Genomic DNA, 21,030 nt, shown 5'->3' with positions numbered 1-21,030 from the left:
TTATGTTTCATCGTATTGAAGAAGCTCTAGAAGATTTAAAACAAGGAAAAGTCGTTATCGTATGCGATGATGAAAACCGTGAAAATGAAGGCGACTTTATCGCTTTAGCAGAGTATATTACGCCAGAAACGATTAACTTTATGATTACACATGGGCGTGGTCTCGTTTGTGTACCGATTACGGAAGGGTACGCAGAGCGTCTACAATTAGAACCAATGGTAGCTCATAATACAGATTCGCATCATACTGCATTTACAGTGAGCATTGATCATGTTTCTACAACAACAGGGATTAGCGCTCACGAACGGGCGACTACGATACAAGAATTGTTAAACCCTGCATCAAAAGGTGCTGATTTCAATCGTCCTGGACATATCTTTCCATTAATCGCGAAAGAAGGCGGTGTACTGCGCCGTGCTGGTCATACAGAGGCTGCCGTCGATTTAGCACAGCTTTGCGGAGCAGAACCAGCTGGAGTCATTTGCGAGATTATCAATGAGGACGGTACGATGGCTCGCGTACCTGATTTACTACAGTGCGCAAAACAATTTGATATAAAAATGATTACAATAGAAGATTTAATTGCTTTTCGCCGCCACCATGAAACACTAGTGACCCGAGAAGTGGAAATTACATTACCTACAGATTTCGGTACTTTCCATGCAATTGGCTATTCTAATTCATTAGATACGAAAGAGCATATCGCACTCGTAAAAGGTGATATTTCAACAGGAGAGCCTGTACTTGTACGCGTTCATTCAGAGTGCTTAACAGGAGATGTATTTGGCTCATGCCGCTGTGATTGCGGACCACAACTCCATGCTGCACTTGCTCAAATTGAACGTGAAGGAAAAGGCGTTCTTCTTTATATGAGACAAGAAGGACGAGGCATCGGCCTTCTTAATAAGCTTCGCGCTTATAAGTTACAAGAAGAAGGATTCGATACGGTAGAAGCAAACGAAAAACTTGGATTCCCAGCTGATTTGCGTGATTACGGTATTGGCGCTCAAATGTTAAAAGATTTAGGTTTACAACAGTTACGATTATTAACGAATAACCCACGAAAAATTGCTGGCTTACAAGGTTACGATTTAGAAGTAATCGAGCGTGTTCCATTGCAAATGCCAACAAAAGAAGAGAATAAAACGTATTTACAAACGAAAGTAAACAAATTAGGACATTTACTAAACTTATAATAAAGGGAGAGATTCATTATGGTATTCGAAGGTCATTTAGTTGGTACAGGATTAAAAGTTGGGGTTGTTGTTGGACGTTTCAATGAATTTATTACAAGTAAGTTACTCGGCGGAGCTTTAGATGGATTAAAGCGTCACGGTGTAGAAGAAACTGATATCGATGTTGCTTGGGTTCCTGGTGCATTTGAAATTCCTTTAATCGCTAAAAAGATGGCTAATAGCGGGAAGTATGATGCTGTTATTACGTTAGGTACTGTAATTCGTGGTGCTACAACACATTACGATTACGTTTGTAATGAAGTAGCAAAAGGAGTTGCATCTTTATCACTACAAACAGACATCCCAGTTATTTTCGGTGTATTAACGACTGAAACGATCGAGCAGGCGATTGAACGCGCGGGCACGAAAGCTGGTAATAAAGGCTATGAATCCGCCGTTGCTGCGATTGAAATGGCTCATTTATCAAAACAATGGGCATAAAAAATAAAAAAGAGGCTGCGGCCTCTTTTTTATTTTTTTACTTTTTTCCGTACATCTTTTATTAATTCATCCATTGTTTTTCCTTCTGTTTGTATACGAAGCGTTTGTGCTGTTCTCCATATATTCTCCCTTTTCTTCGCTTCTTCTATAATAGTAATTTCTTTTCGCACTTCCTTTAAATCTTTTCCTTCTGTTTTCAATCCAAAATGTTCAGCTTTCGTTCGAAAATGTTGTTCAATTCGTTGTTGCATCTCTTTTTGTTCAGGATTTTCAGCAGCCTTAACTGGATCAGCACTTATTGCTTTTAGTAAAATTAGACAAGTCATAATCGCTAATATATATTTGTGCATGTAAAATCCTCCAACCCAATATAAATTACATATTTACTATGTACAATTGGGGCTTGGAAAATTCGTCCACCAAAATTCTTTTTTTCGCTCAAAAACCAATAGTATCAAGCGTTCACAACTATTTATTACATTTTATTTACAAAAAAGCAAACTCTTTTACAAGTTTGCTTTTTATCTATCTTATAATGCACATTCTTCAATCTCAAATCCCAAATCTTCAATCATACCCCAGTCTGCAGTCGGCTCTTGCCCAGCTGTCGTTAAATAATCCCCGACAAAGATAGAGTTTGCTGCAAATAATCCGATTGGCTGTACAGAACGTAAATTAATTTCACGTCCTCCTGAAATGCGAATTTCTTTCGTTGGGTTTACAAAACGCATCATCGCCAGCACTTTTAAACATTCTACCGGCGTTAATTCTTTTTGTCCTTCAAGCGGCGTACCCTTTACAGCAACAAGGAAATTACATGGAATTGAATCTGCATCTATACGTTGTAATTCAAATGCAATTTCAGCACGTTCTTCTATTGTCTCTCCCATTCCAAAAATCGCCCCAGAGCATGGTGAAATGCCCGCTTGTTTTGCTTTTTGAACTGTATCAACACGATCGTCATACGTATGAGTGGAGCAAATACTTTCGTAATTATTTGCATGTGTATTTAAGTTGTGGTTATAACGATGTACACCCGCTTCTGCTAAACGTCCTGCTTGATCTTCGTTTAAGAAACCTAAACAACAACAAATCTTCAAATCTGTCGTTTCACGAATCTCCTTAACTGCTCCAATTACGTGATTCACCTCTTTATCGGTCGGGCGACGACCAGATGCTACAATACAATATGTACCCGCTTTACGGCGAATTGCTTCGTGTGCTCCTTCTACAATCTTTTCCTGCGTTAACCATGCATATTTATCAATCGGCGCCTCTGAAATAATAGACTGTGAACAATATCCGCAATCTTCAGGACATAATCCAGATTTCGTATTAATAATCATATTCAATTTTACTTTCTTACCAAAGTGATGATGGCGAATGATGTAAGCTGCATTCATAATTTCTAAAATTTCTGTATCATCAGCTTCTAATATTGCAATTGCATCCTCTTTCGTAATCATTTTCTCTTCTACTACGTCATGCGCAAGTTTTTTCCAATCCCTTTTTGTTTGTACTTGTTTCATTTCATCTCTTCCCCTCTTTTGTTATATGCATAAATAAAGCATGATACGTCGCCATTATCCCTTCATTTTCCGTGAAGTCTCTTTCGTATATGCGAAGCATCGTACGAAAGAGTGAGGGACTTTGACAATATGATTCTTCATTACTATTGGTCGCTCCTACTTTTCGAATAGAGTGTAGAAACTCCCTAACTTCTGTAAATCTCTCTATGTAACATGTTTCAGAAACATGCACATCCCCTGTTTCTATTTCACACATATGGCGCAACTGATTTTTCGAATAAAAACGTTGCCCAATCGATTTTTCATTTTGTATATTTTTTTCTTCTTTCGCCCGCTGGAATGAAGCATGCAATTCTTGAAATGTTTCATGTCCAAACGTTGAAAAGAGTAATATCCCATCTATAGACAAATGATGAAATAAATTTCTTATCACTTGTTTTAAATCATTTAGCCATTGAAATGTAGCATTCGAAATAATGACATCATACGTTCCTTCTAGTCGTAATCTTTCGATATCCTCACAGTAAAACATTACATTTTTCACATTTTGTCTAGTTTTCGCAACCTCAATCATACTTTCAGCAAAATCAATGGCTGTAATATGTGCTTTCGGAAATAAGTTTGATAATTGCTCTGTAACATATCCTGTCCCGCATCCAAGTTCTAAAATACGTATCGATGCATTTGCACTACATCGCCGATTCAATGTAGAAAGTAATGAATGTGCCATCTTTTTTTGTACATTTGCATATTGATCGTAGGATACAGCTGCCACGTTAAACCGTTTTTGAAGTAACGTTTTGTTGATCATGTCGTATCCCCTCTACAAATTGAATTATCTCATTTCCGCAATATTCGAAATTCGTTACGCATAATGCGTGTCCAGCCTCACTTACTATCTTGAGCGTGGCAGTCTCATTCTCCGCCATACTACGCGCTGCAGACCATGGACAAATTACATCCTGCTCTCCGTGAATAAGTAGTATAGGGACTTTAATTTCTTTCAGTTCTTCTCTCATATCTGCTTCTATTAAATACTCCAAACCTAATTGCAAAGACTGAATAGAATCACCTTTAAAGCGTTTTATCATATCTTCAAACCTTTTATTCTCTTTCAGCTCATCTTTCGTGAACATATTTTCATAAAACCGCTTGAGCGTATCTTCTTTCTTTCTCGTTAAATTCTTTTTCAGCCGTTCTACATGCAGAGTATTCCATCCACTCTTATAATCGCTCGTATTTGTAAATTTGGCAGTACCACCAATTAGTACAATACCTTTTGCCTTAACCCTTTTATGAGCTTGAACTGCTGCTAACGCTCCTAGTGACCATCCAACTAAAATTACATTTTCATCTTTTGCTACATCAATTATTCGCCCCGCAAATTCACTTTGTTCTTTCACATTACGCCAATTGATACATTGAACAGAATATCCTTTAAAATACGGCAGAACTAAAGTCCAAACACCTTCTTCCATTCCCCACCCAGGAATAAAAATAATCTTTAGCTCTTTCATACGAAAAACCCCTCTTCTTTACCAATGCGTATAATATGCTGAATAGCCCATTTCAAATCAGCTATTGTATGTTGGGACGTAACCGCAAAACGGACCCGTGAACTATTAACTGGAACCGTTGGTGGACGAATTGCAATTGCTGCAATACCTACCTCTTGCAGCCTTCTACTAAACCGTAAAGCTGTTTCATTTGAACCGACTACAATCGGTACAATATGAGTTGAGCTATTCCCAATATCAAAACCAGCTTCTTGCAAATGTGTCCTAAAATAGGCTCCATTCTCTATAAGTCTCTCTCTTCTTTCATTATCATCTTTCACAATTTCAATTGCTTTTTGTACCGCCCCTAACGTTCCTGGTGGTAAAGCAGTAGTAAAAATAAAGCTTCTCATCATATTCTGTAAATACTCTATATACATTGCATCACCTGTCAAATACGCCCCATAACACCCTAAAGCCTTGCTAAACGTCCCCATATGTATATCAATGTTTTGAGCAATATTTTTTTCTATATGAGACAATCCTGCTCCATCAATTCCATATATCCCACTCGCATGTGCTTCATCAACTATCATAATTGCCCCGTATTTCTCTTTCATTTGCACTAAATCTCTTAAATATGCAGTATCACCATCCATACTAAAAACAGTATCTGTTACGATTAATTTCTTCTTTTTTGGCGGTGCTACTTGCAACAGCTTCTCTAAGTGATCTAAATCATTATGACGATACCTTTTATGCTCTGCTCCGCTTAATATAATTCCATCCACGATGCTTGCGTGATTTAATTTGTCACTAAACACAATATCGTGACGACAGGCTAACGAAGAAATCACTCCAATATTTGCGGTATATCCGCTATTTACAACTAAGGATTTTTCAGTGCCTTTCCAATCGCATATACTTCTCTCAACCTCTTCATACAGTGAATAATTTCCTACAACGAGCCTTGATGCCGTCGCCCCAGTTCCATATTTTCTTGTGCATGCAATAGCAGCTTCTTTTAACCTCTCATCTCCAGCTAACCCTAAATAATTATTTGACGCTAAATTTAGCATCCTTTTTTCATCTCGAATAAGCCATGTCTCTTCTGCTTGTTCGGTTACATGCAAATTGCGATACTGCCCTTGCTCATTTAATTGTTGCAATTTAGATTGAAGATGTGTGCGCCACGTTTGATTCATTTCGGATGAACTCCTCTAATTTTGAAATCATTATATACTCTTTTGCAGATTCCAAGACTTCTTCTTTTGTAAACGCCCCTTCAAAGAATGGTAATAACCCTAAAACCGGTACCCCACTTAGCTCTTCAATCATTTCTTTATTTTCTTGTACTCTTTCCATTTCACATTCTTTGCAGCCGGATAAAATTACACCTGCTACTGTTAAGCCCTGTGCCTTTGCATAAGCAATCGTTAAAACTGTATGATTTACTGTTCCTAATGTAGGGCGTGCGACTATAATAAGAGGAAGCTGTAATTCCTTTGCGAAATCAATTACTAAAGCGTCTTCTGTATATGGAACAGCCAGTCCACCTGCTCCTTCTACAAATAGGCTATTAAACTCTTTCAAGAGTTCATTATAATGATCCGTAATGTCTTTTAAATGTACTACTCTTCCAGCTCTTTTCATGGCAAGTCTCGGAGCAAGAGGCTCTTCAATAGAATAAGGGCAAATTTCATCTTCTTTTGCCGGTACACCTGATAATGCTTTTAACCTTGCTGCATCTCCCTCTGGATTTGATGCAACATGTCCACTTTGCAACGGTTTATATACCCCGATGTTATATCCCAATTCTCTAAATACACCTGCTAATGCACCGGCAACTACAGTTTTCCCTACTTCAGTATCCGTTGCTGTTACAAAAAAACCGTTCATTATTCTCCCTCCGTAACATCCGAGATTGCTTTATACAAAATATGTAACATATCATCAATCTCATCAATTGTAGAAGCAAGAGGAGGCATAAATACAATTGTATTGCCGAGTGGCCGCAAAATCATGCCCAGCTCTCTTGAGCGTTTACACACTTGAACACCGACTCTCTCTGTCCATTCAAACGCTTCTTTCGTTTCCTTATTCTTCACAAGTTCAATTCCAATCATTAACCCGCACTGACGAATATCCCCTACATGTTTATATGCAAAGAGCGATTCTAATTGCGTCGCCACATATTCTGTCTTACGTGCCACTTCTTCTATTAAATTTGTTTTCTCGTATATCTCTAGATTCGCAATGGCTACCGCACACCCTAACGGATTCCCTGTATAACTATGACCGTGGAAAAACGTTTTTTGTTCTTCATAGTCTCCTAAAAAGGCATTATAAATTTCATCTGTCGTTACGGTGATTGCAACTGGTAAATATCCACCTGTTAAACCTTTTCCGGCTGTTAAAATATCTGGCGTTACATTTTCATGTTCACATGCAAACATTTTCCCGGTACGCCCAAATCCAGTCGCTACCTCATCTGTAATAAATAAAACATTATATTTTGTACATAAAGTACGGAGCCCTCTTAAGTATCCTTTTGGCATTGTAATCATACCGCCAGCACCTTGCATTAAAGGCTCTACAATAATCGCCGCAATTTCTTCATGCTTTTCTTTGAGCAGCTCTTCCATTTCTTCTAAATGTTTTTTCACAATTTCCTCCTTATTATTTCCATAAGGAGAACGATATGTATATGGATACGGCATTTTAATTGCCTCAAATAAAAGTGAACTATACACTTGGTGAAACAAGTCTATCGCTCCTACTGAAACAGCTCCAATTGTATCACCGTGATATGCTTCTTTTAATGTAACAAATCTTTGTTTCTTCGGTTTTCCTTTATGCTGCCAATATTGAAAGGCCATCTTAATTGCAATTTCAACAGCGCTAGAACCGGAGTCTGAATAGAATACTTTCTTCAAACCTTCTGGCACAACTTCAATTATTTTTTCTGCTAATAAAATAGATGGAACGTTAGCAAGTCCTAGCATAGTAGAATGGGCAATTTTATTTAATTGCTCACGAATTGCTTCATCTAATTCTGGTACTTGATGTCCGTGAACATTTAACCAAATAGATGAAACACCATCCCAATATTCATTTCCATTTACATCGTATAGCTTTCTTCCCTCTCCACGTTCAATAATGACAGGATCTTCTTCTAAATAATCTTTCATTTGTGTAAACGGATGCCATACATAAGCTTTATTTTTCTCCGATAATTCTTCATATGTATAAGACGATTTTTCAGTCGTATTACTATTAACAGTCACAATTGTCACCCCTAATGTTAACTAATTTATAAATAAAGTTAACATTAAATTTAAATGACTGTCAATTATTTTTAAATCAAATAGTTCTTAAAAAAGAACAACTTATCATACGATAAGTTGTTCTACTTTCCGTGTTGTATCTTTCCGATTTCTAAAATAATCTCTTCATCTTTTTTTCCTTCTGTATCAATTCCAAGTTGTTTTGCATGTTCAATTAATAAATCATGGCGCTTCTCAAATCTTGCGGTATTTACTTCTTTCGTAACCTCTTCTTTTGTTTTCCCTTCAGTAGAAACTCCTAGTTTCTCAGCTGCTTTTTCCATCGACTTCTTCTCTTCATCTTCTTTCACTTTCTTCGCTTCTGACTGCTGTATTTGCTTTTGTTTCGCCTGCTCTGACTCAGCTGCAAAAGCTGTGTAAATTCCAGCACTTCCGCCAATGACTAGTAAGGTGGTAAAAAGAATTATTTTTTTCTTCACTCTTTCCTCCCCTTTCAAATTCATTATAACGTACAAATTTAGAACATTAAAAACATTTAACCTTTATTTCCCTAAAAAAATATTGAACATTTTTATTGACATATAAGATGAAAATGTGATAAAAATTTAACTAACATCATATGAATCGGCATTGATAGGATTTAGTAGTATTTCGATTTCTGATTTCAGAGAGCTGGTGGTCGGTGCGAACCAGTACAGAGCGAATTATGAATTACCCCCTGGAGCTTCTTTTGCGAAACGTAAGGAGTAGTGAAAGACGGTTATAGACCGTTATATCTAAAGAGTGGTGAAACGAAACTGTTTCACAATTTAGGGTGGTACCGCGAATTTTTCGTCCCTGCATATATTGCAGGGGCGTTTTTATTTTATTAGCGCATATCATACGACCCTTTATTTTGTGATACATTCATTTCACAAGCTAGGGTGGTACCGCGATTTCTTCGTCCCTGCATAATTATATGCAGGGACGTTTTTTTATCCAATCATTTCCGTATCATATTGAAGGATCAACAATTACCGGTAATTTGTCACAAAATTCTAAATTTTAGAAGGAAATATACAATATTGGCGAATTTTATATAAAAAAGAGCTATTTTAGATTACTTAGGAGGGAAAAACAATGGTTTCAAAAATTGAATCTGTTCTTTTAACATTATTTATCTTTTTCTGTATTGGCTTTAGTGTTATCCAATTAGAAGTTTCACCACACATCCCAATTTTATTTGGTATCGTTCTTTTATTAGCATTTGGATTTATGAAAAAAATCTCTTGGTCTACTATGGAAAAAGGGATGATCAGTAGTATTTCAGCTGGTATTCCATCTATTTTTATTTTCTTACTGGTAGGCGTATTAATTAGTGTTTGGATCGCTGCTGGAACAATTCCAACTTTAATGGTATACGGCTTCCAGATTGTATCTCCTAAAATTTTCGTTCCAACTGTTTTTGTAGTTTGTGCAATTGTTGGAACAAGTATAGGTAGCGCCTTTACAACTGCCGCAACTGTAGGACTTGCCTTTATGGGTATGGGTAGTGCTCTCGGATACGATCCGGCTCTAATCGCTGGTGCAATTATTTCTGGCGCATTCTTTGGAGATAAAATGTCTCCTTTATCTGATACAACAAACTTAGCTCCTGCTGTAACGGGTGTAGATTTATTTGAGCATATTCGTAACATGCTTTGGACAACAGTTCCAGCTTTCATTATTGCTTTTATCGCATTTTTCATTTTAGGAAGCGGTACGAGTGGAGACGTTGACTTCACAAAATTTATTAGCACATTAGAGAAAAATGCAACGATTTCTATCGTTACACTTATTCCAATTTTATTACTGTTCCTATTCGCATTTAAAAAAGTTCCAGCTGTTCCAACATTGCTTGCAGGAATTGTGGTAGGAATTATTATTCTCTTTATTTTTAAACCTAGCACTTCTTTAGCTGATTTAATGAAAATTATGCAAGACGGCTACGTTTCTAAAACTGGTATTAAAGATATTGATAGCTTACTATCTCGCGGTGGTCTACAAAGCATGATGATGTCGATTGCGCTTATTTTCCTAGCACTTTGTATGGGAGGATTATTACAAGGAATGGGTATTATCACGCAGCTCATGAATATCATCTCTAGCTTCGTAAAAAATAGCACACGCTTAATTATTTCTACTGCTTCAACTGCAATTGGTGTAAACTTCTTACTTGGTGAGCAGTACTTATCAATCGTTTTAACAGGACAAGCATTTGCTACTAAATACGATGAAGTTGGTTTAGAGCGTCGTAATTTATCACGCGTATTAGAAGATGCAGGTACAGTTATTAACCCGCTCGTACCATGGGGTGTAAGTGGCGTATTCTTAACAAACGTCCTTAGCGTTCCAACATTCGATTACCTTCCATACGCAATTTTCTGTTTAGCTTGCCCAGTCTTAACAATTATTGTTGGTTTCACTGGATTTGGTCTTTCATGGAAGAAAGAAAAAGCAGTACCAATTTCATAATATACTAAAAAGGATTACCTAAATCGGTAATCCTTTTTTATATTTCTCGACTATTTATTTGCTTTCTTTCTTCTAAATAACAGAAGTAATCCCGCTCCAACAAACGCCAAACCTGCTCCAATTGTAGAAGCAACACTTGTACCTGTTTTCGGTAAATCACGTTCTTCTTTATTTTCACTTACAGTTATTGTTTCTTTTGAGTTTTGATTATCCGTTGTAGTTTGTCCAGATCCTGCATTATTTCCATTATTATCTTCATTTGTTGGTGGTGTCGTTGGATTTTCTCCATTACTGCCTTCAGCTGTTGGTGGTGTCGTTGGATTTCCTCCATTACTGCCTTCACCTGTTGGTGGTGTCGTTGGATTTCCTCCATTATTCCCTTCACCTGTTGGCGGTGTCGTTGGATTCTCTCCACCAGTTTCCTTATCATCATCGTTCTTCTTCGTTATATCAATTGCATATTTAGCAAATTCATTTTCAGATGGTCCAACATATGATATTTTCCCATCTTTCTTTATATACTTTTGTGCATTTGGTGAAGAATCGAATGTTGTGTGTAATTTATCTGCAACAATCGGTTTAAACGTCCAATTTTTATCTGCTGCTGGATCAATAACTGGTGTTTCTTGCATATACTTCACAATGATTTGACGTGTTTCATCTTGTGATTGGTATACAACTTCTCCTTTACTTACACCTGGGAACGTTTGGCTACTTCCGCGATAGTTATTTGTAGCGACGATGAACTCTTGATTGTCAGCTACTGGCTTACCTTCATATGTCATATTTATAATACGATTCGTATTTGCATTTACAACTTTTCCAGCTTTATCGTATTTCGTTGGTTGTGTTACATCAATTTCGTATTTTAAGCCATCTAAAATATCGAAGTTATATGTAGGATAGCCTATATTTACTAACGGCTGTTCTTCTGTTTTCTTTGGATCAATTTGATTAAACTGACCTGCAGACATTTCAAGCCATTCTTTCACTTGTGCCCCATTTACTTTTACAGCATATAACGTATTTGGATATACATATAAATCTGCCACGTTTTTAATCGCTAACGTTCCAGCTGGAATATCCGTATAATATGTAGCACCGTTTCGGCCACCTGCTTTAAATGGTGCTCCTGCAGATAAAACTGGAATTCCTTTATATTTGCTGTACTGTCCATTTTCAGCAAATAACTTTTCTACATACCATTTCTGCGCATTTGTTACAAGTTGTACAGAAGGATCATCTTGTACTAATGAGAAATAACTATTAATTGGCGCTGTCGTTTTTCCTACAGCTGTATTCACATAATCAATTGTCGCTTGATGATCATCTTTAATTTCATTAACTAATTCTTGATCAGATTTTACTAATGGGTTCCCTTTACTATCAGCAATCGGACGAAGTTGCGGCTTCGATTGCTCTTTTTGTATTTCCCATTTTCCGTTTACCTTTTTCAATTGCATATCAATAATACCTAGGTTACTTCCAAAGACACCAGGCATTACAACTGGAACACCATTAAATACATCCTTCATTTCAGTATGTGAATGTCCCATTAATACTGCATCTACACCAGGAACCTCTGTTAAATAATACGACGCGTTTTCCATGCCAACGTTGTATCCACTCTTATCAACACCGGAATGCGCTAGTGCAACGATAACATCTGCACCTTCTGCTTTCATTTTTGGCACCATTTTCTTCGCTGTTTCAACTATATCTTTCGCTTTCACTTTTCCTTCTAAATTCGCTTTATCCCAGTTCATAACTTGAGGTGGAACAAATCCCATTACGCCAATTTTCACTTTTTGCTTTTGACCTGATTCATCTTCTACTTCTTTTTCAAAAACATGATATGGTTTAAAGTAGTTTTGGTCGTTCTCTTCATTATTATCTTTATCGTCCTTATAGACGTTCGAGTTAATAACCGGGAACTCTGTTTTACTAATTACTTTGTTTAAATAGTCTAAACCGTAGTTAAATTCATGATTCCCAAGAGAGATGACGTCATACTTCATTAAATTCATTACACGATATAATGGATGTGTATAACTAGGATCCACAGGCTTCTTCGGATCATTTATTTTATTCGCTACATAATCTCCAAGCGGTGTCCCTTGTAATGCATCCCCATCATCAAATAGGACAGAGTTCTTCGCTTCTTCACGTGCTTTATTAACAAGTGTTGCCGTTTGCACGAGACCTACTTTATTATCTGTTTTCGTTTGATAATAATCGTAATTCATTAAGTTAACGTGAATATCTGATGTTTCTAGAATTCGTAAGTTAACCGTACTCTCCCCATTGTTCTCATCCGCATGAGCTGTTGTTGGCAACACTTGTGGTGCTATTACACCAATAGCAAGAGTTGCTCCAGCTAGCATTTTTTTTGACTTTTTCACAAAAAATCCCCCTTATACAATTACCCAAAATAATGAAATAAACCTCTATTTGCCTCTAACCACATACCTTTTTTCTTCTATTAGAGACAAGATTTTCATTTCATCCTGCGCTAATGAGGAGTCCCCTTAAACGCCCGATTAGTGAAACTTTACTTAGTTGGAAATAAAGCACTACTCATTAAAATTTCACCTTATCTGACATTATCATATATAATGTACTTTCATATCGTCAATATTTTTTGACATACTTCTACAAATTTTCTGTAAAGTTATTGTAAACTTTTCATAAACATATAATATGCCCTTACATTGTTAATACTGCTGAATATGATACAATTACCAATTACAAGGAGGATGAATATATGAAAAAAGTCATCTTAACAATTGTTTGTCTCCTCCTTCTAATCATTTCTTATTCTTATTTTGAAAAGAACGATGAGACAAAACAAAATGAACCCGAAGAAAACACAGAAAAAACATCTACTCCAAGTTGGATTGATAAGCAAACAAACGATTCCTTTTATCATCTCGTACTAGGTGATTCGCTCGCCAAAGGATATGGATCGACACAAGGGGGATTTGCTGAATTAGCTTCTAGACAAATAGAAGCACAAATTCATAAACCAATTACGGTAGAAAACCTTGGAATAAACGGTCTTACAACAGATCGTCTCGCTAAAAAAGTGCAATCAGAAGATGTAAAGCAAAAAATTAGAGCAGCAAATATCATTACAATTAATATTGGAGGAAATAATTTATTCCGTTTAAATCGTGATGTCGGTGTTATAGATGGTATTAAAATGTTAAATAAAGAAAAAGCTCATTTTGAAGCGGATATAAAAAATATTGTAAAGACAGTTCGAGATCAAAATCCGGATGCTTTACTCATTCTTTCTGAACTCTATAACCCGTTACAACTCGATGACTCCATCGCCAGTTATGCAGATATGTTTTTAGATGGCTGGAATGAATCCGTTTATTCCATTTCAAAAGCAAATCAACCATCTATCGTTTTACCAATTCGTAAATTAATATCGAATGATAAAAAAGAATTACTCTTTGACCAAGTACACCCAAATGATAAAGGCTATACGATTATTGCCGATTCATTTACAAAAAAAGTGTTAGCCTACAAATATTAAAGTTTCCATGAAACAATTCTATTTTTATAACATGTCTTTTTTGTTACAATGAGAGTGGAAGGGGGCCTTTATATGGAATCACGCGAGTGGGAACGTATTGTTGATCATCTTCTTTCGCTAGTGCCTCTTTTTTATCGCAAATTTATGCTTCCTGGAGAATTTTCTTCTCAAAGACATATGCCGCCATCACATACACAAGTATTACTGCTTCTGCATGAAAATGGCACATTAGCAGTTTCCGAAATCGGCAAGCGGCTAGCGATTTCACGGCCTAACATGACACCTCTATTAAACAAACTGATTCAAGAAGAACTAATAGAGCGTCATTATAGCGAAAAAGATCGACGGGTCATTTTAATTTCCCTAACAGCTGAAGGGAAATTGTTAGTAAATCAGTATCAACAATTCATTTTAGACAAATTAAAAGAAAATTTCCAAACATTATCTGAGGAAGAGCGTGAGAAGCTCATCCATTCTCTTCAAACCATTCAAAATTTAATTTTGAAAACAAACGCATAAAGCTGCTTCTAAATAGAAGCAGCTTTATGATTCGTAATAATTACCATAGTATACATTTGAATACGGCCATGTCGTTAAATATGGTTTTTGATCTTGCGTAGGCTGTTGTGATGGTATTTGTGGCAATTGCTGTAATTGTTGTTGTCGATATAATTCGTATTGTCTATTCATATCATAAACCGGATGATAATTTACATATGGATATACTTGCGGTACGTAATAATAATACATTCATTCTCTCCCCCTTTTTCTTAAACATATTCAAAGGAGAAAATGAATGTGACACTCTTTATATTTGCATGAGTGGTTCTCTCACTCGTTTCTTTCTATTCTTCAAACGTAACTTACGGTTCTTTTCATATAAATAATGCACAACGAAATATGAAATTCCCCCAAGCACCACTCCTAAAATCGTCATTCCAATTAATACATACACTTCACTCTGCACTAACCCCTTTAATATCGTAAAAATATGACTCGAAAACAAGTCAGATATCGTAAATGGTTCATGATGTATTTTTTGTACATGAAATGGATATATCATTTTTCCTAACGCATAAGCAAATGGAAATAAAAATATCGGTAGAAACGATATTTTCCCAATAATATTGCCAATAACCGCAGCAGGAAAAGATCCCCTTGCTAATCGAACGATCGGATAAAATATTACATATACGAGCGATGCCGTATAAATGACTAACATTTCTAAACCAAATCCTATAGCAAAACCTAACGATACTTTCTTCGCGCCTTCTGGCGATCGAAGCAACTTATAATATTGAAACTTTAATATTCTCCACATCCGCTGAAAAAACGAATATGTTTTCTTAGTTGTTTTCAAATTCATCATCTCTTTAACTATATTTTTTCTATCTAGTATGTCCTTACATGATATGAAAAACAAATTTAGTTTACTCTTTTTATTATAAATGATATAGAGATAGTTAACCAAATATACATACGACATTTCAATCTAAAAAGCACACCTCCAATTGTTATTCGTGCTTAACAATTGGGGTGCACATCATTTAGGAAAGCTCTTCTACATTTTTAAATAAACTTACTAATAATGCTTTTTGCGCATGCAATCGATTACCAGCTTGCTCAAAGACAATAGACTGTGGTCCATCTATAATTTCTCCTGTTACTTCTTCTTCACGATGGGCAGGTAAACAGTGTAAGAAACGATATGTTTGCTTCGCATGCTTAACAAGTTTGTTATTGATTTGATATGGTTGAAATAAAGTATATTTCTCTTCTTCTCCCTCTTGCCCCATGCTCATCCAAACGTCAGTATAAATGAAATCTGCTTTACTCACTGCTAATTCAGCGTTATGCAAAATTTCAATTTCAGCTCCTGTTTCCTTGGCAATCGCTAACGCTTTTTTTACAATCTCTTCATTCGGTTCATACCCTACAGGCGTTGCAACAGTCATATGCATTCCGACTTTTGCACTCGCTAACAACAATGAATGACATACGTTATTTCCGTCACCTACATAAGCCAATTTTATTCCTTTAAATGTATTTGTTTCTTCATATATTGTCATTAAATCTGCCAACGCTTGACAAGGATGATGATCATCCGTTAAACCGTTAATAACAGGAATACTCGATTCTTTTGCAAGCTCTTCTACATCTGCATGTGAGAATGTACGTATCATGATCCCATCAATATAATGAGATAATACTTTCGCAGTATCTGAAACGGTTTCTCCTCTTCCGATTTGCATCTCTTTCCCACTTAAAAACATGCCATGTCCCCCAAGCTGTACCATTCCTGCTTCAAAAGATACGCGAGTACGAGTTGAATGTTTATCAAAGATAAGCCCTAATATTTTGCCTTGTAATAAAGGCTCCTGCTTATTCTTTTTTAAATATATAGCGAACTCAATTAAAGAAATGATTTCTTCTTGCGTCAGTTCTTCTAATGTTAAAAGATCTTTCGTATTTAATTTTGGTACTTGTACAGTTGACATGAAACTTCCCCCTTATATGATTGATACGTTTTTTGTACAAACTACTTTTTTTATCATATATACTGCCTGTTCTAACTCTTCATTCGTTACAATAAGTGGTGGTAATAGTCTTATCACATTAGATCCTGCTTGTAATACGAGAAGTCCCTCTTTTTCTAGTTGTTCTATAAAACTTGCAACTTCATGCGTACATTCAATTCCAATCATAAGCCCCTTACCACGTATATTTTGAATACATTCAACATGTCGTAATTCCTCTCGCAACTTCTGTAATACGTACTCGCCCTTTTCCTTTACCTCTTTTAAAAATGATGGATTCTTACTTACTTGCAATACTTCTTTCGCTGCAGCCATTGCAATATAATTTCCACCAAACGTTGAACCGTGTGATCCTGCAGTAAACGATGTTCCAAGTTCTTTCCTGCCAATCATCGCTCCAACCGGAATGCCATTTCCAAGCGCCTTAGCGGTAGTAACGATATGAGGATGTATTCCCATTTGTTCATAAGCAAATAATGTCCCTGTTCTTCCAATTCCTGTTTGTACTTCGTCAATAATAAATAAGGAACCGAATTTATTGCATAATGTTTCAATTGCTTTCAAAAAAGATAGATTAGCAGGTATGACTCCTCCCTCTCCTTGAACAACTTCTACCATTACCGCCGCGACTTCTTCATTCATTACTTCCTCTAACGCCTTCACGTCGTTAAAAGGGGTATGTAAAAAAGACGGAAGGAGCGGACCAAACCCTTCTTTCACTTTATTTTGACCCGTCGCACTCATCGTTGCGAATGTTCTACCGTGAAAAGACTGCTGGCATGTTACGACGAGAGATTTTCCAGTATGCTTACGAGCTAGCTTCAACGCAGCTTCATTCGCCTCTGCCCCGCTATTACAGAAAAAAACAGAATCTAATGCTATATTTTCTGTTAATAATGACGCGACTTCTTCTTGTAAGCTGTTTATAAACAGGTTAGATATATGCCATAAATCATTAAGTTGCTCTTGGACAGCTTTCATAACAGTAGGGTGACAATGTCCTAAATTACATACGCCAATTCCTGATGTGATATCTAAATATTGCTTACCATTTTTATCAATAACTTTCGTTCCACTTCCCTTTACAAGCTCAATATTTCTTCTCCCATACGTTTGAAAAAGATGACTTGTCATACGATACTTACTCCTTTCGTTACCGTCGTTCCGATACACTCTCCCGTAACTTCAGTAAAATCTTTTGTACCGTTCACAATACTTATCTTCTGCACTCCCATTTTTAATGACGCTAGTGCCGCCTGTACCTTCGGAATCATCCCGCCTGTAATAACTCCTTTTTCTATTAAAGTAACAATTTCAATTTCATCCGTTTTCTTTACTAACTTTCCTTCATGTAATATTCCATCTACATCCGTAATAAAGATGAGTTCTTTTGCGGATAAAGCGGCTGCAATTCCAGCTGCAGCTGTATCCGCATTTATGTTATAAATCTCATTATCATTTATCCCGATTGGAGCAATAACAGGAATATAATTCAAAGTTATCAATCCTTTTAGTAAGGCTGTTTCGACATAACTTACTTCTCCCACATATCCTATTTCTTCGCTGACAGGTTGAACTTGAAGTAAATTGCCGTCACACCCTGAACAACCTACCGCAAGTAAATTATGCCTTTGCAACTTCATTACAAATCTTTTATTCGTACTTCCACATAGCACCATTTGAACAATATCCATAACTTCCTTTGGTGTTACTCGTAACCCATCTCTTTTTTCTACTTTGATGTTACAATCTTTTAATTGCGCATCAATTTCTGGGCCGCCACCATGGACAATCACTACTTTATACTTCTGTTGCAATTTCTTTATACAATCAAAAAACACATCATTTAATTGATCCAACATACTACCGCCGCATTTCACTACAATATAATCGCTCATCTTCCCTCTCCTTATGTACGATAACAAGCGTTTATTTTCACATATTCATAACTTAAGTCACAGCCCCAAGCTGATCCGGTCTCTTCTCCTAAATGTAAATACACATCCATCACAATTTCATGTTCTTTTAATTTCCTTTTCATTTCCTCTTCAGAAAACATTTGAGGCTCACTATTTTTTAACACAGCGATAGATTGTAGAGTAATATCAATTGTATCCGGATGAATCGCTACTTCACTTTGTCCCATACTGCTAATAATTCGCCCCCAATTTGGGTCTTCACCATGTATTGCTGTTTTCACAAGACTCGAACCGACTATTTGCTTTGCAATTTTCTTTGCCTCTTCATTCGTTCGAGCTCCTAGCACATTTACTTCTATTAACTTCGTAGCACCTTCACCATCTTGTGCAATTTTTTTCGCTAAATCTTCACATACCTTCTGTAAAGCAAATACGAAAGTTTCCCAATCTGCATGTTCCATATTGATTGGTTTCGTTTCTGATAATCCACTTGCCATAACGATGACCATATCATTCGTAGAAGTATCTCCATCCACCGTAATTTGATTAAATGTATGATTCGTTATTTGTGATAGTGCTGTTTGCAATACGTCATGCTCTATATGAGCATCTGTCGTAATAAAACTTAGCATCGTTGCCATATTTGGGTGAATCATCCCTGAACCTTTCGCAACACCAGCAATCGTCACTTTCTTCCCATCAATCATCATCTCATAGCACGTTTCTTTCGTTATAAGATCCGTCGTTAAAATCGCTTCAGAAAAAGAATGAGCTTCACTTACTTCCTTCGTCGGGATAAGATTTGCAACTCCCTTTCGGATTATATCCATCGGTAAAGGAACACCAATTACACCTGTTGAAGCTACTGCAACGTAATTTTCTTTCACTCCAAAATGTTCGGCCCCTAATGCACGTATCTCGTAAGCATCTTGTAAGCCTTTCATTCCTGTACAAGCATTTGCATTTCCACTATTGACGACAATCGCTTGTAATTTCCCCTCAGCTGCTATACTGTCTTTCGTTACTTGCAGCGGGGCTGCTTGTATTTGATTCGTTGTATAAACAGCGGCGCATGATGCTGGCACTTCACAAATGATTACACCTAAATCCTTTTTTTCTTTTTTTAAACCAATTGCAGTACCGATTGCCGAAAAGCCTTTTGGCGTTACAATTGAACCATTTTCTAATTTTGTTATAGACTCTACTTTAATCATCCTGTCCCCCTTATAGATAAAGCGGCATATGTTGTAAACCTGTTGTTTCTTCTAGTCCCGCTACTATGTTTGCATTTTGAATCGCTTGCCCAGCCGCACCTTTCATCATATTGTCTATAACAGAAACGACTGTCACTCTTCCTGTTCTTTCATCGTAAGCTATCCCCATATCACAATAATTTGAGCCCCTCACTTCTTTCGGACTTGGAAACTCTCCTTGCATGCGAATTCGAATAAAAGCCGATTGTTCATATGTTTCTTCATATAATTTTTGAAGTTGTTCTATTTCCATTTCTCGTTTTACTTTCGCATAAAGTGTAACCATAATCCCCCGTGATATCGGTATTAAATGTGTACTAAACGTGATTGGCTTCGTTTCCCTATTCCACTCTGCAAGCATTTGCTCAATCTCAGGAATGTGTTGATGCTCATTTACTTTATAAATGTGCAAGTTATCGTATAACTCAGGAAAGTGAGTCATTGTTGTTGGCGTTTTGCCCGCTCCAGATACTCCTGATTTCGCATCAATAATAATGGAATCTTCTTCAATCATGCCACTACGTACTAACGGCAATATCGCTAATAATGCGGCTGTAGCAAAACATCCTGGGTTTGCAATTAAAATTGCATTTTGAATCTCGGACCTTTTCCATTCACTTAACCCATATACAGCTTCCTTAAGAACTTTTTCTTTTGCAGCAACCCTTTTATACCACTGTTCATATGTCGAAGGATCTTTCATACGAAAGTCTCCAGATAGGTCAATTATTTTTAAACCTACTGCTAATAATTTTGGAGTTAACTCTGCCGACACTCCTGCTGGGGTTGCTAGAAATACAATTTCTGCTTTCTTCTTTATTTCCTCCGCATCAATTTCTTGTAACGTATGGACAAGAACATTTTGAAAATGCGGATATACATTTGTTATACACTCGCCAACTTGCGAAAAAGAATGGAGAGAGGCTATCGAAAAATATGGATGTTGCTCTATTAACCGAATTAACTCAATACCTCCATACCCAGTTGCTCCAATAATTGCGACTTTCATATGCTCCTCCTCATATCGATTCTTTAAATTAAGTATGATTATAATATTGTATATTTATAGAGTCAATTAAATATTTATAAATTTTATAAACTTAAAAAAACTTAATTTTACTAGAAAAACAATATACATAACCGAATTTTTATGCACAAATAGCGTATAGTAGTTTTTTTATTTCACTTCAAGTACAATAAAGTGAAACTATAATCAGTGGGTTTTTGTTCATCCCCACTGATTATTAGCCCACACCAATCGGGCGTTTAGGGGCAGTCGATCTCCCACCTAACTTC

Annotated in this window: 21 protein-coding genes and 1 other annotated feature; of the genes, 5 read left to right on the top strand and 16 right to left on the bottom strand. The window is 36.5% G+C overall.

Annotation, left to right across the window (positions count from 1 at the left end):
- The first annotated feature begins 2 nt into the window (after positions 1–2).
- Positions 3–1,196 (top strand): bifunctional 3,4-dihydroxy-2-butanone 4-phosphate synthase/GTP cyclohydrolase II, encoded by a 1,194-nt coding sequence (gene ribBA / locus DN393_RS08685; protein ID WP_064474873.1) that lies wholly within the window; start codon positions 3–5, stop codon positions 1,194–1,196.
- An 18-nt stretch (positions 1,197–1,214) separates the two neighbouring features.
- The gene (gene ribH / locus DN393_RS08680; RefSeq protein WP_000230900.1) at positions 1,215–1,676 is read left to right on the top strand and encodes a 6,7-dimethyl-8-ribityllumazine synthase; all 462 of its coding nucleotides are present in this window, start codon (positions 1,215–1,217) and stop codon (positions 1,674–1,676) included.
- A 29-nt stretch (positions 1,677–1,705) separates the two neighbouring features.
- Here the strand turns inward: ribH and DN393_RS08675 are convergent, their stop codons facing one another.
- The 8 genes from DN393_RS08675 to DN393_RS08640 form a co-directional block, all read right to left on the bottom strand.
- Positions 1,706–2,026 (bottom strand): hypothetical protein, encoded by a 321-nt coding sequence (locus tag DN393_RS08675; RefSeq protein ID WP_064474872.1) that lies wholly within the window; start codon positions 2,024–2,026, stop codon positions 1,706–1,708.
- Between the two features lie 180 nt (positions 2,027–2,206).
- Positions 2,207–3,205, bottom strand: coding sequence for a biotin synthase (gene bioB / locus DN393_RS08670; RefSeq protein ID WP_098102730.1), 999 nt, complete (start codon positions 3,203–3,205; stop codon positions 2,207–2,209).
- Between the two features lies 1 nt (position 3,206).
- Positions 3,207–4,016, bottom strand: a complete 810-nt coding sequence (gene bioC / locus DN393_RS08665; protein WP_149173449.1) for a malonyl-ACP O-methyltransferase BioC — start codon at positions 4,014–4,016, stop codon at positions 3,207–3,209.
- Positions 3,982–4,722 (bottom strand): alpha/beta fold hydrolase, encoded by a 741-nt coding sequence (locus DN393_RS08660; RefSeq protein ID WP_088047209.1) that lies wholly within the window; start codon positions 4,720–4,722, stop codon positions 3,982–3,984. Before DN393_RS08660 ends, bioC begins: the two co-directional genes overlap by 35 nt.
- On the bottom strand, positions 4,719–5,906 hold the full coding sequence (gene bioF, locus DN393_RS08655; protein ID WP_088047208.1) for an 8-amino-7-oxononanoate synthase: 1,188 nt from the start codon (positions 5,904–5,906) through the stop codon (positions 4,719–4,721). The genes DN393_RS08660 and bioF overlap by 4 nt, the downstream gene beginning before the upstream one ends.
- A complete protein-coding gene (gene bioD / locus DN393_RS08650) occupies positions 5,872–6,600 on the bottom strand; it encodes a dethiobiotin synthase (RefSeq protein ID WP_088047207.1) in 729 nt (242 codons plus the stop codon). Before bioD ends, bioF begins: the two co-directional genes overlap by 35 nt.
- Complete coding sequence (gene bioA / locus DN393_RS08645) at positions 6,600–7,988, bottom strand: adenosylmethionine--8-amino-7-oxononanoate transaminase (protein WP_088047206.1); 1,389 nt, start codon at positions 7,986–7,988, stop codon at positions 6,600–6,602. The genes bioD and bioA overlap by 1 nt, the downstream gene beginning before the upstream one ends.
- A 122-nt stretch (positions 7,989–8,110) precedes the next feature.
- A complete protein-coding gene (locus tag DN393_RS08640) occupies positions 8,111–8,467 on the bottom strand; it encodes a hypothetical protein (protein WP_064474865.1) in 357 nt (118 codons plus the stop codon).
- Positions 8,468–8,609: 142 nt separating this feature from the next.
- Positions 8,610–8,830 (top strand) — a binding site (T-box leader).
- 277 nt (positions 8,831–9,107) lie between these two features.
- Here DN393_RS08640 and nhaC point away from each other — a divergent pair.
- The gene (gene nhaC / locus DN393_RS08635; protein ID WP_088047205.1) at positions 9,108–10,481 is read left to right on the top strand and encodes a Na+/H+ antiporter NhaC; all 1,374 of its coding nucleotides are present in this window, start codon (positions 9,108–9,110) and stop codon (positions 10,479–10,481) included.
- Between the two features lie 50 nt (positions 10,482–10,531).
- Here the strand turns inward: nhaC and cpdB are convergent, their stop codons facing one another.
- Positions 10,532–12,883 (bottom strand): bifunctional 2',3'-cyclic-nucleotide 2'-phosphodiesterase/3'-nucleotidase, encoded by a 2,352-nt coding sequence (cpdB, locus tag DN393_RS08630; RefSeq protein WP_149173448.1) that lies wholly within the window; start codon positions 12,881–12,883, stop codon positions 10,532–10,534.
- Positions 12,884–13,245: 362 nt separating this feature from the next.
- Here cpdB and DN393_RS08625 point away from each other — a divergent pair, with 362 nt between their 5' ends.
- Positions 13,246–14,025, top strand: coding sequence for a GDSL-type esterase/lipase family protein (locus DN393_RS08625; RefSeq protein ID WP_064474862.1), 780 nt, complete (start codon positions 13,246–13,248; stop codon positions 14,023–14,025).
- A 72-nt stretch (positions 14,026–14,097) separates the two neighbouring features.
- Positions 14,098–14,544 carry a MarR family winged helix-turn-helix transcriptional regulator gene (locus tag DN393_RS08620; protein WP_000445817.1) on the top strand — a complete coding sequence of 149 codons (447 nt, stop codon included), beginning with the start codon at positions 14,098–14,100 and terminating at the stop codon, positions 14,542–14,544.
- 24 nt (positions 14,545–14,568) lie between these two features.
- On the opposite strand, the gene DN393_RS08615 is transcribed toward DN393_RS08620, so the two are convergent.
- The 7 genes from DN393_RS08615 to argC all read right to left on the bottom strand — a co-directional run bounded on the left by DN393_RS08615 (position 14,569) and on the right by argC (position 20,743).
- Positions 14,569–14,775 (bottom strand): hypothetical protein, encoded by a 207-nt coding sequence (locus DN393_RS08615; protein WP_060632192.1) that lies wholly within the window; start codon positions 14,773–14,775, stop codon positions 14,569–14,571.
- 58 nt (positions 14,776–14,833) lie between these two features.
- A complete protein-coding gene (locus tag DN393_RS08610; protein ID WP_064475084.1) occupies positions 14,834–15,394 on the bottom strand; it encodes a DUF2062 domain-containing protein in 561 nt (186 codons plus the stop codon).
- Positions 15,395–15,572: 178 nt separating this feature from the next.
- Entirely contained in the window at positions 15,573–16,523 is a 951-nt protein-coding gene (gene argF / locus DN393_RS08605) for an ornithine carbamoyltransferase (RefSeq protein WP_064474861.1), read from the bottom strand.
- A gap of 12 nt (positions 16,524–16,535) precedes the next feature.
- Positions 16,536–17,696: an acetylornithine transaminase gene (locus tag DN393_RS08600; protein ID WP_149173447.1), complete on the bottom strand. Its 1,161-nt coding sequence runs from the start codon at positions 17,694–17,696 to the stop codon at positions 16,536–16,538.
- A complete protein-coding gene (gene argB, locus DN393_RS08595; RefSeq protein ID WP_088047202.1) occupies positions 17,693–18,460 on the bottom strand; it encodes an acetylglutamate kinase in 768 nt (255 codons plus the stop codon). Before argB ends, DN393_RS08600 begins: the two co-directional genes overlap by 4 nt.
- Positions 18,461–18,471: 11 nt before the next feature.
- Positions 18,472–19,695, bottom strand: a complete 1,224-nt coding sequence (argJ, locus tag DN393_RS08590; RefSeq protein ID WP_098102729.1) for a bifunctional glutamate N-acetyltransferase/amino-acid acetyltransferase ArgJ — start codon at positions 19,693–19,695, stop codon at positions 18,472–18,474.
- A gap of 10 nt (positions 19,696–19,705) precedes the next feature.
- A complete protein-coding gene (argC, locus tag DN393_RS08585; protein WP_149173446.1) occupies positions 19,706–20,743 on the bottom strand; it encodes an N-acetyl-gamma-glutamyl-phosphate reductase in 1,038 nt (345 codons plus the stop codon).
- Positions 20,744–21,030: the final 287 nt, after the last annotated feature.

The organism is Bacillus sp. BPN334, from assembly GCF_008368885.1.
GTDB classification, from domain to species: Bacteria; Bacillota; Bacilli; order Bacillales; family Bacillaceae_G; genus Bacillus_A; species Bacillus_A wiedmannii.
The sequence above is the reverse complement of the archived record's forward strand: the minus strand, read 5'-3'. Positions and strand labels throughout refer to the sequence as shown.